The 13,236-nt window shown below is 62.8% G+C and carries 13 protein-coding genes; all 13 read right to left on the bottom strand.

The window, feature by feature from the left end:
• Positions 1-37: 37 nt before the first annotated feature.
• Complete coding sequence (locus ACL0K2_RS00065; protein ID WP_413043458.1) at positions 38-637, bottom strand: exopolysaccharide biosynthesis protein; 600 nt, start codon at positions 635-637, stop codon at positions 38-40.
• Positions 638-964: 327 nt separating this feature from the next.
• Entirely contained in the window at positions 965-1,231 is a 267-nt protein-coding gene (locus ACL0K2_RS00060) for a hypothetical protein (RefSeq protein WP_045161706.1), read from the bottom strand.
• Complete coding sequence (locus ACL0K2_RS00055; RefSeq protein ID WP_413043457.1) at positions 1,228-1,875, bottom strand: cytochrome c oxidase subunit 3; 648 nt, start codon at positions 1,873-1,875, stop codon at positions 1,228-1,230. Before ACL0K2_RS00055 ends, ACL0K2_RS00060 begins: the two co-directional genes overlap by 4 nt.
• The gene (locus ACL0K2_RS00050; protein WP_413043456.1) at positions 1,862-3,487 is read right to left on the bottom strand and encodes a cytochrome c oxidase subunit I; all 1,626 of its coding nucleotides are present in this window, start codon (positions 3,485-3,487) and stop codon (positions 1,862-1,864) included. Before ACL0K2_RS00050 ends, ACL0K2_RS00055 begins: the two co-directional genes overlap by 14 nt.
• A 33-nt stretch (positions 3,488-3,520) precedes the next feature.
• Positions 3,521-4,489 (bottom strand): cytochrome c oxidase subunit II, encoded by a 969-nt coding sequence (coxB, locus tag ACL0K2_RS00045; RefSeq protein ID WP_045161703.1) that lies wholly within the window; start codon positions 4,487-4,489, stop codon positions 3,521-3,523.
• Positions 4,486-5,400 carry an SCO family protein gene (locus ACL0K2_RS00040; protein WP_239612111.1) on the bottom strand — a complete coding sequence of 305 codons (915 nt, stop codon included), beginning with the start codon at positions 5,398-5,400 and terminating at the stop codon, positions 4,486-4,488. The genes coxB and ACL0K2_RS00040 overlap by 4 nt, the downstream gene beginning before the upstream one ends.
• 71 nt (positions 5,401-5,471) lie before the next feature.
• The gene (locus ACL0K2_RS00035; protein ID WP_052679287.1) at positions 5,472-5,909 is read right to left on the bottom strand and encodes a hypothetical protein; all 438 of its coding nucleotides are present in this window, start codon (positions 5,907-5,909) and stop codon (positions 5,472-5,474) included.
• Positions 5,906-6,934, bottom strand: a complete 1,029-nt coding sequence (locus ACL0K2_RS00030; RefSeq protein ID WP_413043455.1) for a hypothetical protein — start codon at positions 6,932-6,934, stop codon at positions 5,906-5,908. The genes ACL0K2_RS00035 and ACL0K2_RS00030 overlap by 4 nt, the downstream gene beginning before the upstream one ends.
• Positions 6,931-7,461 (bottom strand): c-type cytochrome, encoded by a 531-nt coding sequence (locus tag ACL0K2_RS00025; RefSeq protein ID WP_413043454.1) that lies wholly within the window; start codon positions 7,459-7,461, stop codon positions 6,931-6,933. The genes ACL0K2_RS00030 and ACL0K2_RS00025 overlap by 4 nt, the downstream gene beginning before the upstream one ends.
• Positions 7,458-7,985, bottom strand: a complete 528-nt coding sequence (locus tag ACL0K2_RS00020) for a DUF3341 domain-containing protein (RefSeq protein ID WP_045161699.1) — start codon at positions 7,983-7,985, stop codon at positions 7,458-7,460. Before ACL0K2_RS00020 ends, ACL0K2_RS00025 begins: the two co-directional genes overlap by 4 nt.
• The gene (gene nrfD / locus ACL0K2_RS00015) at positions 7,978-9,333 is read right to left on the bottom strand and encodes an NrfD/PsrC family molybdoenzyme membrane anchor subunit (RefSeq protein ID WP_413043453.1); all 1,356 of its coding nucleotides are present in this window, start codon (positions 9,331-9,333) and stop codon (positions 7,978-7,980) included. The genes ACL0K2_RS00020 and nrfD overlap by 8 nt, the downstream gene beginning before the upstream one ends.
• Positions 9,326-12,283 carry a TAT-variant-translocated molybdopterin oxidoreductase gene (locus tag ACL0K2_RS00010; protein ID WP_413043452.1) on the bottom strand — a complete coding sequence of 986 codons (2,958 nt, stop codon included), beginning with the start codon at positions 12,281-12,283 and terminating at the stop codon, positions 9,326-9,328. The genes nrfD and ACL0K2_RS00010 overlap by 8 nt, the downstream gene beginning before the upstream one ends.
• Positions 12,284-12,286: 3 nt before the next feature.
• Positions 12,287-12,943: a cytochrome c3 family protein gene (locus tag ACL0K2_RS00005; RefSeq protein ID WP_413043451.1), complete on the bottom strand. Its 657-nt coding sequence runs from the start codon at positions 12,941-12,943 to the stop codon at positions 12,287-12,289.
• Between the last annotated feature and the right edge of the window lie 293 nt (positions 12,944-13,236).

The following is a 13,236-nucleotide window of genomic DNA, read 5'->3' as shown; positions in this document are numbered from 1 at the left end:
CCAAGGCCGGCAGTCATCCATCACCCGCCGCGTGCGCTTAGCCGCTAATTCCCATGCCCGCCAGTACGAATGCACCGACCGCTACCACCGATCCCGCCACGATCGCCGCTCCATCCCGCGTGGTGATACCCAGGCCGAACAGGCAGATCGCCGAAAACGGTGCGGTGCTGGCGAACGGCAATAGCTCCAGCGGTGGCACCGAAGCTGTCAGCAGTAGGCAGATAATCGCGATGACTTTCAGAAACGCTTTGCGCGTCGCCCACGTCAATCGATTGCGGCTGATCTTATCCAGCCAGCGCACCACCGGTCTTATCTTGTTCAGACCTTTTTCAAGTTTGTCGCCGCTCACTGAGCGACGGGCAATGAAACCCGGAATCCAGAAATGATCACGCCCGAACAGTAGCTGCACGGCGAACATCGCGATGATCAGCGCCAACAGGGTCGGCAACCCGGGAATGCCGCCTACCGGGCTAATCTCAAGAATCGCCGGAACGAATAAAAACAGCCCGAAACTTCGCTGACCGATCGTTTGCTGTATATCGCCAACCGACACCTTTGCCTGACCATCGCCGAGGTCGATGACCTCGTTGATGACATCTTCCAAGCAATCGGGCTGCTGCTCGTTGGCATCGACCATTTCGGTCCTCCTCGTCTCAGGTGGCTTGAAGCGCCAAGCGTCAACCTGACCGGATCGTTTCGCGGAGTGACGTGCGGTACTCAGCAGCCCGCACCGTATCAGCTCTGGCTCGGCCTGGCCGGTTTGAACCATGCGGCACAAGCCCTATCGCCATAAAGCTCATTGTTTTTGGGACCGTGCCTGTTGGGGATGATTCTCGAGCTACGGACCATGCATATGTCGTTTCGTCGTGCTCAACATGGGTAGACGACCTGACCGCGTCCGTAGACCTTGTGCACCGACAGATGCGAGAGGGTCCGGCTCGGTTCGCTTGCCAGATCTGCGTCGCTAAAAACCAGCCTTGCGGGTCAACAGGTCGATAAGCGTCAGGGTGAACATCAGCAGCAGCCAGAACCCGGCACCCAGCGCAAAGAAGCGCACCAGCGCCGAGTGCTGACCCAGCTGCATGAAACCGAACAGCAGCAGTGCCGCCTGCCCCGCCGCCCCGAGCAATGCCCAGTCGGACCAGGCTGGCAGCCATAGGGCCAGAAGCACATTGGCGGCAAGCAGCGAAATCAGACCGAGGTAGGTCAGCAACAGGTTGCGAAGACTCATGCGGGCCTCCCGAGCAGGTACAAAGCGGGGTACAGCAGAATCCAGATGACGTCGACCAGATGCCAGTAGAGGCCGACCATCTCCAGGGTGATGGCGCGCTCGGGCAGCTTCATGTGGCCGAAATGAATGCGAGCCGCCATGCCCAGCGCCAGCACCACGGCGATCGACACGTGCAGCGCATGCAACGCCGTGGAGTACAGGTAGATGACCATGTAAAGCCGCGAGCCCGGGTTTTTCAGCGGCGACTCGTTGGGCGAGCCCGGCAGCAGCCCTTCACGGTACTCCCAGGCGTACTCGAAGCCCTTCAGGCCGAGAAATCCCAGCCCCAGCAAGGCCGCCAGCACCAACCAGAGCTGCACGTGCCGGTGATAGTCCTGGCGCGAGGCCTTGACCACCAGGCTCATGCACAGGCTGGCGGTCAGCAGCAGCGCGCTGTTGAAACCGGCCAGCACAAAGTGCAGATGATGCACCGCCTCGGCGACGGCCCGCGGGTCATGTAGGCGGTAGTAGCTGATCACCAGAAACAACGCGCCGAACATCATGATTTCCGTGGCCAGGAACAGCCACATGCCCAGATAGGTCGCCTCGCGCTGCTGCGAGGCGGTACTGAACTGTTCGGCGAGGTATCGCTTACGAACGGCCATGAGTCGCCTCGGGCGGATACTCGTAGGCTTCGAAATCAACGATCGGTGTTTCGACGAAATTGTGCGTCGGTGGTGGCGACGACGTTCGCCACTCCAGCCCGGCCGCTTCCCAGGGGTCGTCATCGGCGATTGGCCCGTAGCGCAGCGACCAGAGCAGGTAGAAGAACGGCAGGATATAAGCCACCGCGAGAATCGCCGCGCCCGCCGAGGACAGCACGTGGAGGAATTGAAAATCCTCACCGTAGCTGTGGTATCGCCGTGGCATACCCAGGTAGCCGAGCAGGAATTGCGGGAAGAACGTCAGGTTGAAACCGAGGAAGATCATTACCGCGGCGATTTTGCCCCACAGCTGGGAGTACATCCGCCCGGTCATCTTCGGCCACCAGAAATGCAGCGCGCCGAAGAACCCTGCCACCGCCGCGCCGACCATGATGTAGTGGAAATGCGCGACCACGAAGTAGGTGTCGTGAACGTGCACATCGGCCGCCAGCAACGCGAGGAACAGACCGGTCACCCCGCCCACCACGAACAGACCGATGAAGGTCACCGCGTACAGGAACGGCGCATTGATGGTCAGGTTGCTTTTGTAGAGCGTCGCGGTCCAGTTGTAGACCTTGATCGCCGAGGGGATCGCGACCAGGAAGCTGAGCAGCGAAAACACCATGCTGGCGTACATCGACTGGCCCGCGACGAACATGTGGTGCCCCCAGACCATGAAGCCGATCACCGCGATCGCCAGGCTCGAATAGGCCACGAAGCTGTAGCCGAAGATGCGCTTGTGTGCCGCCGCCGTGACCAGTTCGCTCATCACGCCCATGGCCGGCAGGATCATGATGTACACGGCCGGGTGGCTGTAGAACCAGAACAGGTGCTGGAACAGCAGCGGATCGCCGCCCAGCGTCGGGTCGAACACGCCGATATGAAACAGGTGCTCGGCGGCGACCAGTATCAGCGTGATCGCGAGCACCGGCGTGGCCAGCACCAGGATCACCGAGGTGGCGTACAGCGACCAGCAGAACAGCGGCATGCGGAACCAGGTCATCCCGGGCGCGCGCAGCGTGTGGATGGTAACGATGATGTTCAGCCCGGTAAGGATCGAGGAGAACCCGGTGATGAACACGCCGAGGATCACCGCCACCACATGGCCGTTGCTGAACATGGTCGAGAGCGGCGTGTAGAAGGTCCAGCCGGTGTCCACGCCGCCGGCCAATAACGCGAAGAGGGTGAACGCGCCGCCGCCCACCAGCAGGTACCAGCTGAACAGGTTCAGCTTGGGAAAGGCCATGTCCTTGGCGCCAATCATGATCGGGACGAGGAAGTTGCCAAACACCGCCGGGATCGACGGAATCAGAAAAAACCACACCATCACCACGCCATGCAACGTGAAGGCGCGGTTGTAGCCATCGGCGGTCAGCAGGTCGCCTTCCGGCGTGATCAGCTCGATGCGGATCGCACTGGCCGCCAGCCCGCCGAGGAAGAAGAACGCGGTGACGGCGATCAGGTACATGATCCCGATGCGCTTGTGGTCGGTGGTCATGAACCAGGTGCGCAGGCCGTGCTCGTCGGCCAGGTAGCTGGGGCGCTGGTTCGCGGCGGGGTTCTTCTGGCTCAACGGGTGGAACTCCTGTGCCGAGGTAGGCTGGTTTCAGGGTTGGTCAGCAGCATCCTGCCCTCCTTCACCAACGTGTCCTAAAGACTTGATATAAGCGGTCAGACGCAGCACCGCTTCCTCATCCAGCACGTTGTCGAAGCTGGGCATGATGGGCTCGAAGCCGGCCACGACCTGCTTGTTCGGCAGCAGGATGCTGTCGCGAATGTAGCCATCGTCGGCCAGCACCGATTCACCGTTCTGCAGCGCCACCCGACGGCCGTAGAGGCCAACCAGATTCGGCGCGTGAGCGACATTGGCCGCACCATGGCAACCGCTGCAGCCAAACTGACGGAACAGCGCGCCGCCCTGATCGGCCAGGCTTTCCGACGTCCCGGCCTGTTCCAGCCACGCCGCGTATTCCTGCGCAGGCAAGATCACCAGATCCGCCAGCATCCGAGAATGGTCGGTGCCGCAATACTCGGCGCAGTAGGCCTGGAAGCGTCCGGTCTTGGTTGCTTTGAACCAGAGCTGGGTGTAGCGGCCGGGCAGCAGGTCCTGCTTCACCCGCAGGGCCGGAAAATACAGGCTGTGGATGACGTCCTGGGAGATCATGTTGAGCTTGATCGGCTGGTCGACCGGCACGTGCAGCGTATTGATCTCGCGCTGGCCGCCGGGGTGCTGGAACTTCCACATCCACTGCTTGCCGACCACCTGGATTTCCATGGCGTCCGGCGGTGGCGTGCGCACCTCGTAGTAGAGCTTGGCCGACACCAGGTAGATGACCATGGCGCCGACGAAGGGCAAGGCGATCCAGGTCATCTCGACTTTCATGCTGCCGCGGGGGCGATGATCCCGCGGCACCTGTGTGCCCTTGCGATAGCGGAACGAGAACAGCACCAGCAGGACGAACACCGGCACCACGAAGAACATCATCATTCCGGTGAAGGCGAAGACCAGCCAGTCGACATTCCCGGCGTAGTTTGAGGCCGTTTGCGGCCAGAAGCGGACGAAGGCTTCGTTCATGCGTCAGCCTTCGACTTGCGACGCTCGCGCCAGAGGGTGACTCCGATGAAGCCGCCCAGCAGCAGAGTGGTGCCGATGCCACCGACCTGCAGCGCACCGATGACCAGGTTGTCGTAGCCACCAGTGCGTGGGTTGTAGTGATAACAGAGCAGCAGCAGCTGGTCGCCCAGCGAGCCTATCTTTCCTTCCCCGGCGTCAGTCAGCGCCAGGCGCATGTCATCCGGTTGATAGCCGAGGCCGTACAGCCAGCGCACCAGTTTCCCTTCAGCGCTTAGCGTGGCGATCGCCGAAGCATGGGCGAACTCGCCGATCTCCGGATCCCAGCTGTAGGTGAAGCCGAGCGCCTCGGCCAGCGCGGCACCAGCAGCCGGATGTGAAGGGTTCGGCTCTGGACGAGTCGCCGGGGCGACCTCGCTGAGAAAGTGCACGTGCGGCGAATCCACCAGCTGCGGCCAACGTTTGCGCAACTTGGCGCGCTCGGCCTCCGCATCCTGCGGGGTTTCGCGCGGGTCGATACTGAAGGCGATCACCTCGTAGTCTTTGCCAAGCTCGAAGGACAACGCCGACAACAGGTTGAACAGGCTCGAAAGCTGCGCGCCGCAGACGTTCGGGCAACGATAGTAGACCGGCGCGAGTATCACCGGGCGCGCCCCGAATAGCTCGTCGAGGGTGACGTGGTCGCCGTTCACATTGGTAAAGCGCAGCTTCAACGGCACCTGCGCGCCGGGCTTTTGTTCGATGCCAGCCGCGGCGAAGGGATCGAACGGTGCGTCGGCCATCACTGGCCCACCGTACTGCAGGACGAGGACAGTCAGAAACAGGGTGGCAAGGTAGCGTGGAAAGCGAGTCGTGGCCTGGGGGTGTTGAGTCGGCCGCCATGGTTCGGGGGCTTTGCGCCAAGGCAGGCGCATACACACAGAAGATCCGTAAGATGGGTGCCACCCGTTCGTCGTCGCCCCGTCCGGGTACAGAGATCGATGCATCACTGCTGCGCCCTCCCCCTGGCTTGTTGCTCACGAGGCGGCATTTTTTCACCCGGTTCGGGCTCTGCACGTGAAGGCCAGCCACGTTGGGCCAACAGCACAATGCCGCGATCCACCGGGATACGCGCCAGCCCGGCCTCACGATCGACCCAGCCGTAGTGCTCGATCAATTCGCGCCCCGCCACCACGACCTCGTTACCGCCTGCCCGCGGGTCGTTCTCCAACCGCGGCTTGGGCGGTTTCTCCGTGCGTCTCTCAAGCGCGGTGACCGGCTTGTCCGGCTGCAGGTCGTACCACCAGAGCAAGCCAGCCACCCCGATGCCCGCCACCAGCAAGGCGGCGAAAATGCCGAAACCGATGATCAGTAGAACTTTGACGTTGGCGTCGTGATGCTCGAAGCCGTCTTCTTTCGAAACCGGATCCACCGGCACACTCATGGCGTTCTCCTCGGCATCATTCCTCCCGGCAGTAAGGCCAGAGCCAGCAGCCCGACGCCAGCCATCCAGGCGCAGACCAGCGCCAACCCCAGAACCACGGGTTGCATTGCCTTCAATTCCGGCAAGCTCAACCAGACACCTTCGACCAACCCCAGCACCAGTGTCGTTGCGGCCAGCGCCGTCAATGCCGGGCGGCGCTGTGAGAACGGCCAGAGCAACGTGATGAAAACCAGCGACTGACCGGCGCCCAACAGCCAGGTCAGCCACAACCAGACACCCTCGGTGCGGTGCTGATACCAGCGAATTTCCTCAGGTAGGTTGCCGTACCAGATCACCAGGTACTGCATGAAATGCAGGTAGAGCCACGCCAATGCCGCGGCGGCCAGCATGCCGCGCAGCACGCCCGGCCGATCGCGGCCCGACCGATCGCGGCCACGACTGAGCACCAGCAAGCAGCAGAAGGCGATGCCAGTGAGCATCAGCCGACCGAACCAGACCATGCCAAACAGGCTGGATGTGAAATGCGGGTCGAGCGACATCGCCCAGTCCACCGCGGCCAGCGATGTGGTCAATACCAGAGCGATCAAGCCCAGACCGGCCGCTGCGGGCCGATTGAGGCTTAGCGGTAGCACCCATTTCGCCAAGGCCCACCACGCCGCCAGATACAGCACTGCGCGCACCGCAAAGCTCGTCCAGGCAAGCCAGAAACCACGGAAGCCGCCTTCGTCGGTGCCCACCCATTCGTAGAGCGCACCGGCTCCCGCCAGCACCGGGAGCGCGATCAACGCCAGCATTGGCAAGGCACGCGCACTGAACAGCGTCCATGGCCATAACTGGTCCCGCGCATTGCCACTGACCAGCGCCACGCTCAAGCCCAGACACAACCCACCCAACGGAATGCCGGCCAGGCCCAGCAGACTGGCCAGGCTCGCCGCCACCGCCTCGCGACTGGTCAGTAGCAGGCACGCCAACAACCCGAGCACGCCGAGTCCGACGCCGACAAATGCCACTCTACGAGCGCTCATGGCAGGCGCTCCAGCGTGTCGCGGTCGATTTCAGGCAGGCCGCCAACCTCGGCGCGACGGCTGAATTGCAAGGCGCGGATATAGCCGACGATGGCCCAGCGATCGGCGGGCAGCACGCGTGCGGCATAGCTGTACATCTGGCCGTAGCCATGGGCGATGACGTCCATGAAATGCCGGTCGGGCGCCGCGATGAGCCTGGGCTCGGCAACATCCGGCGGCCGGGGAAATCCGCGATTGACCACGGTGCCATTGCCGTCGCCCGCTACCCCGTGGCAAGGCGAGCAGTAAATCTCGAAGCGCTCCCGACCACGCTGCATGAGTTCCACCGTCAGCGCTGGCCGCTCGGCCAATACGGCTTCCCAAGTGAGATCCCCACGGGCAACGGTGCCGGCAGGCGGCACCTGGTTGACCTCACCGTCCGGAAAGAACCTGCTGGGCTCCTGCGCATCGGCACGCGGCTGCTGAGCCATGTCATCACAACCGACAAGGCCCAACAGCAGCGCACAGAGCAACAGCCAGCGAATCATGCCGGCACCTCTGTCACTGACATTGCGCGTTCGGCCAGCCAGACTGCTGTGCCGGTCTGGTCGTACAGCGGATCATCAGCGCGGATACAGAGCAGAAAGCGATCATCGGTAGCCCGCCCGAACGCGCTCGCCTCATGCAGCGGGTGCCAGAGCAAGGGCAACCGGCACAACCAGAGCAGGCCGAACACGGCGAATATCGTCGCGAAGCTGACCATCAGCAGAAAGGTCACGATGCTGAAGCTTTGCAACGCGATCAGTGGCCTTCCGCCGATCTCCATCGGATAGCTTAGGTTGGCGTAGATCTGCATGCCCAGGCCGATGACGATACCCACCAGCGCCCCGACCACGCCAAACCCGTAAGGGCGATTGCTGCGGTGCTCGAGCAATTCTTCTATCCCTTCCACCGGAAACGGGCTGTAGGCCTCTATTCGCCGATAGCCCGCCGCCCGGGCAGCGCGCGCGGTATCGAGCATCGCATCGGGATGAGCGAAATCAGCCAGCAGGCCGTAATGGCGCTTACTCATTGGCGCCTCCCCGGTAGCGATGCAGCACCTCCTTGAGCTCGAAGGTCGAGATCATCGGCAGGAAGCGCATGAACAGCGAGAACGGCACCATGAACAGGCCGAAGGTGCCGATGAACAGCGCCCAATCCCAGAACGACGGGCTGTAGGCCTGCCAGCTAGAGACCAGGTAATCACGCGTCGGCGGCTGGATGATCAGCATGTAGCGCTCGCACCACATGCCCACCAGCACGCCCAGGGCGATGATCAACATGGCCCGACCGTTGCGCCGCACCGCCGGCCACCAGAGCGCCTGTGTCACCACCAGATTGAAGAAGATTGCCGTCCAGAAACTCCAGGCCGTGGGCCCGGCGATGCGGTTCATGGTCACCAGGATTTCGTGCTCCTTGCCCGAATAAAACGCGATGAAGGGTTCGGCGAAATAGCCGTAGCTGGTCATCCAGCTGGTCGCCAGCAACAGCAGCCCGAGCTTTTCCAGGTGGCTGTCAGTGATCAGCTCGTGCCAACCGAAGAACCGCCGCAATCCGAGCGCGATGACGATAACCATGGCGAAACCGGAGAACACCGCACCGGCGACGAAATACGGCGGAAAGACGGTCGAGTGCCAGCCCGTTTCAGGCGCCAAATCGAGCAGGAACGAGTAGCCACTGGACACCGAAAACACCAGCGGTACCGCCAGCAATGCGATGAATCGGTAGGTGCGGCGCCAGTGGCTCCAGTGCGAAGCCGCGCCCCGCCAGCCGAGCGCGAGCAGCCCGTAGAAATACTGATAGTGCCGCTTGGTGGCGCGATCACGCGCCGAGGCGAAATCAGGGATGGAGCCGACATACAAGAACAGCAGCGACACGCCGAGGTAACCCAGCACCGCGAAAAAGTCCCAGGCCGTCGGGCTCTTGAACTGTGGCCAGAGCTCCATGGTGTTGGGGTATGGCGCGGTCCAGTAGAACAGCCAGGGCCGTCCCAGGTGCAGGATCGGATAGACCCCGGCGCAGACCACGGCCATCAGCGTCATCAACTCGGCGAGGCGGTTGAGCGAGTTGCGCCACGGGCGGTTGAGCAACAGCAGCAAAGCCGAGATGAACGTGCCGGCGTGGCCGATGCCGAGCCACCACATGTAATTGAGAATGGCGAAGCCCCAGTTCACCGGGATGTTGTTGCCCCAGACACCAACGCCTCTCCACAACGCCACCGCCGCGGCGACAACGAACACACCCAGCAGCAGGCAGCTGAGAGTGAACAGCAGCCACCAGGCCCGCCGGTAGCGGTTGAAGTCGGTCGGCAGGTCGAGCACCCGCTCCGACACCGCGCCAAGCGGCATCCCTTGCGGCAGGAAATGCGGCGCCTCAGGCATCACGTTCCCCCTTGGCCGAGCGCAACTCCAGGGGCTCGGCATCGCCCGGCAGGGCTGCCGGCTCCTCGACCAGGCCCAGATAGGTGGTCTTGGGCCGGGTATTGAGTTCTTCGAGCAACGCGTAGTGTCGTCTGGTGTGGCGTTCGCGGTTGACCTCTGCGTTCGGGTCCTGAAGGTTGCCGAAGACGATCGCCTGGGTCGGACAGGTCTGCTGACAAGCTGTTTTCACCTCACCATCGGCGATCTCGCGGTCTTCGATACGGGCGGTAATCCGTGCTTCGCTGATGCGCTGCACGCAATAGGTGCATTTCTCCATGACCCCGCGCGAACGCACCGTGACATTGGGGTTGCGCTGATGCTGGATAGAGGGCGGATCGTCCTGGGTGAGGTCGAACCAATTGAAACGACGCACCTTGTACGGGCAGTACGAGGAGCAGGTGCGCGTGCCGATGCAGCGGTTGTAGATCTGCTCGTTCAGCCCATCCGGGCCGTGCACCGTCGCGTTCACTGGGCAACCCACTTCGCAGGGCGCCTGGTCGCAATGCATGCAGGGCACCGGCTGGAACGCCGAGGTCGGTTCGCGGGGGTCGCCGCCGTAATAATGATCGACGCGCAACCAGTGCATGCTGCGTCCCATCTCGACCTGTTCCTTGCCCACCACCGGTATGTTGTTTTCGGCCTGACAGGCCACCACGCAGGCGTTGCAGCCGATGCACTGGTCCAGATCGATGACCATGCCCCAAGCGGTATCGCCCTGCTTCGGTGGTGGATAAAGCGTGACCTGCTCCGGCTTGGGTGCGGCTTCGTCGAACGCCACCTCGCGCGGGTGACTGCGAATCAGCTCCTTGCCGTGCAGAACGTGATGCGGCTGGGTCGACGCCAGCTTGGTATGGCGCGCCAGCCGGGTCAGCTGCGCACCCTCACGCTTCCAGGGTTGGTCCGCCGTGCGCAGCGGCGAAACATCGTAACCAAGCCCATCGCCGACTCGTCCCGCACGAGCACGCCCGTAGCCGCCGAAAAGACTCAGCGTATCATCGGCCTGGCCCGGCATGATCCAGGCAGGTCCCTCGGCCACGTCGCGCCCGAGCGTGACGCGCAAGCGGTCGCCGCTGGCGATGCCTTCCCGCTCGGCCAGCGCCGGCGAAACGCCGATGACGTTATCCCAAGTGAGCTTGCTGATCGGCTTGGGCAGTTCCTGGAGCCAGCCGAGATTGGCGAAGCGCCCGTCCCAGACGCTCGGGTCGGGCCGGAACAGCACACTCAGGCCGACCGCCTCGGAAGTAGCTGAAGCGTCCCACCGCGGCGCGCTCGCGCTGGCCTCGACCGATGCGAAGGCACTGTCGCGGATGAACCCGAGTTCCAGCGCCCGACGCCAGGCATCGTCATTCAGCATCTGCCAGGTTTGCCGCATCAGCGTCAGGGCGTCTGGCGACAGGTCGCCCATCATCAGCGCCAGCACCTCGGCCTGGGTGCGGCTGCTATAGAACGGGCGCACCAGCGGTTGTGTCAGGCAGACGCCGCCATCAGCGGCGCGGCTGTCGCACCAGCCATCCAGTGCGTGGGTCAAGGGCAGATGCCAATGACTGAGAGCCGCCGTTTCGTCGTAATAGAGCCCGGCATGAATACGCTGCGGAACCCGCTCCAAGGCGTCGGTGAAGGTCAACCCCCCCGGCGCCGTGTGCGCTGGATTGCAATCAAGCATCAGCAGGGTTTCGACCTCACCAGCCAGCATCGCCGCCACCAACTCCGCCAGACCGGAGACGCGCTGCCCTCCGGCTTCGAGCCAGGTCACCGGTTCGGTATAGAGAACGGTCTTGCCGAAGTTGCCGAGCCGTTGATTGAGCCAATGCACCGCGGCCTGGACGTCCAATGGCGCAAATTCGCCAGCGGTGATCAGGCAACGACCGCGACGCGCCTGCAGTTGCCTGGCCAGCTCATCGATCCAATGTTGCGCATCGGCTGGCAGGCTCGTCGCAGCGCCACCGCCAAACGCCGCCACCAATGCCTGCACGTAAGCGCGTAGTTGGGACGGTTCGACCCGCCGCCGATTGACCGCCTTGGCGCCGGTTACGGTGGACAAGGATTCCACCACGATCAAGCGTGCCTCGCCCTCACCGCGTGCCGCCCGCCGCTTGCGCTCGCTCCAGGCAATCGCCTGTGGTAGTTCACGTGGGCCGGGGCCGAGCCAGTCATGCTCGAAGCTCACCACCCACTCGGCATCTTCGAATCGATAGTGGGTTTCCAACGGACGTCCCAGCGCTCGTTCGCTGGCGGCGTAGGCTTCGCCTTCCCAAGGTTCGAAGCGGTACAGCCTCGCCTGCGGCCAACGCTCGATCATCGCGGCGAACTGACGCTGCAGAGTCGGCGAGCTATTGGCGCCCATCAGCACATGCAAGCCACCGCCTTGCGCTGCGTCGGCACGGGCTGCCTGCTCCACCGCCGCACCCTGAAACGCATTCCAGGTACTGATGTGCCCTTCGTAGCGAGGTGCCTGGGAGCGGTCTGGATCGTACAGTTGCAGAATAGCCGCCTGGGTGAAGGCGGTTGCGGCGCCCCGGCTGAGCGGATGGTCGGGGTTTCCCTCGAGCTTGGTCGGCCGACCAACGTGGGTCCGTCCAAGCACCGGTTGCGCGTAACCGGCAAACGGAACGGCGCTCGCGTACCAGCGCGCCTCTCCGGGCGTTACTTTCTCCGGTTGCATGACGTAGGGCACGCCCTGCTCTGGCTCCTGCCCACATCCCGCTAGCCCGGCCAACGCCATGGAAGCACCCATCAGGTGGAGGAAGCGGCGACGGTCCATCTCCGGCGCGACGCTGGGAAATTCGGCATCGACGAATGCGGCGAACGCCGGTTCGTCAGCCAGCTGTTCAAGGCTGCGCCAATAACGCGGCCCGTGCTGGCCTTCAAGACGTTGGCGGATGGCGGCGTAGTCGAGCGGCGTGCGATCCATGGGTTACCTGTGACAGACATAGCAGTGGGTCAGGTTTTCGGTATCGATGTGGTGCTCCTTGATCATTTCCTCGCCCACAGCACGACGGTCGTGCTCGGTTTTCCACCCCATGGTGGTCACCGCATCGCGTGGCCGCAGGCGCGGCGCGGGATCTTGATGACAGTCCAGGCACCAGCTCATGGTGAAACTCTCTGCTCGATACATAAGCGGCATGGTGTCGACTTGGCCGTGACAAGTCTCACAACCGACCCCGGCGTTGACGTGGACGTTGTGCTGGAAATAGACGTAATCGGGCAGCTCGGCTACGCGGTTCCAGCGCAAGGGCCGGTGCTCGACCAGGCTTTGACGCACCGACGCAAGCATCTCGGCGCCCGTCCAAATCTGTGAATGACAACTCATGCAGGTATCGGTTGGCGGCAGCCCCGCCACGGCGCTGGTCTCGACGCTGTCATGGCAATACCGGCAGTCGATCTTCAGCGCGCCAGCGTGATGCTCATGGCTGAAAGGCACCGGTTGGCGTACCAACCAACCCTTGCCGCTGTTGTAATCCGAACGGTCGAGCACCACGAGTGCCACGAATAGCCCAGCCAGCCCGCCGAACAGGATGAGCAAGGCCAGACGCAGCCACATGTCAGCCGAACGGGGAAAAATCTGGGCCATGTCCTACTTCTGTTTTTGTATCCATCTGTTCGGCCCCAACGGCTCTGATGAGTTCAGCACTCAACATAACGGCTCGGGAAATTCGCCGATACCAAGCCACATGCCGGCTTGCCATGATCGGTTCGCAGGCCAATCGTGGAGCACCGTTCGAATACGAAAAAGAACTAGCACTTGATAAGCAATGAACAGCCGAGGCGCCTGCTTAAAATATTTACAAAGGGCTACAAAATATTACATATCGATTAAGGCAATATATGCTTATAAAAATTCTGATGGCGCTATTAAAGAGCCTC

This window comes from Pseudomonas sp. YJ42 (genome assembly GCF_047225135.1).
Taxonomy (GTDB): domain Bacteria; phylum Pseudomonadota; class Gammaproteobacteria; order Pseudomonadales; family Pseudomonadaceae; genus Stutzerimonas; species Stutzerimonas stutzeri_E.
The sequence above is the reverse complement of the archived record's forward strand: the minus strand, read 5'-3'. Positions and strand labels throughout refer to the sequence as shown.

Bases quoted from the DNA above. Each gene is read 5' to 3' on its own strand.
- ACL0K2_RS00065 (WP_413043458.1), bottom strand. From the start codon at position 637: ATGGTCGATGCCAACGAGCAGCAGCCCGATTGCTTGGAAGATGTCATC.
- ACL0K2_RS00060 (WP_045161706.1), bottom strand. From the start codon at position 1,231: ATGAGTCTTCGCAACCTGTTGCTGACCTACCTCGGTCTGATTTCGCTG.
- ACL0K2_RS00055 (WP_413043457.1), bottom strand. From the start codon at position 1,875: ATGGCCGTTCGTAAGCGATACCTCGCCGAACAGTTCAGTACCGCCTCG.
- coxB (WP_045161703.1), bottom strand. From the start codon at position 4,489: ATGAACGAAGCCTTCGTCCGCTTCTGGCCGCAAACGGCCTCAAACTAC.
- ACL0K2_RS00040 (WP_239612111.1), bottom strand. From the start codon at position 5,400: ATGCGCCTGCCTTGGCGCAAAGCCCCCGAACCATGGCGGCCGACTCAA.
- ACL0K2_RS00035 (WP_052679287.1), bottom strand. From the start codon at position 5,909: ATGAGTGTGCCGGTGGATCCGGTTTCGAAAGAAGACGGCTTCGAGCAT.
- ACL0K2_RS00030 (WP_413043455.1), bottom strand. From the start codon at position 6,934: ATGAGCGCTCGTAGAGTGGCATTTGTCGGCGTCGGACTCGGCGTGCTC.
- ACL0K2_RS00025 (WP_413043454.1), bottom strand. From the start codon at position 7,461: ATGATTCGCTGGCTGTTGCTCTGTGCGCTGCTGTTGGGCCTTGTCGGT.
- ACL0K2_RS00020 (WP_045161699.1), bottom strand. From the start codon at position 7,985: ATGAGTAAGCGCCATTACGGCCTGCTGGCTGATTTCGCTCATCCCGAT.
- nrfD (WP_413043453.1), bottom strand. From the start codon at position 9,333: ATGCCTGAGGCGCCGCATTTCCTGCCGCAAGGGATGCCGCTTGGCGCG.
- ACL0K2_RS00010 (WP_413043452.1), bottom strand. From the start codon at position 12,283: ATGGATCGCACGCCGCTCGACTACGCCGCCATCCGCCAACGTCTTGAA.
- ACL0K2_RS00005 (WP_413043451.1), bottom strand. From the start codon at position 12,943: ATGGCCCAGATTTTTCCCCGTTCGGCTGACATGTGGCTGCGTCTGGCC.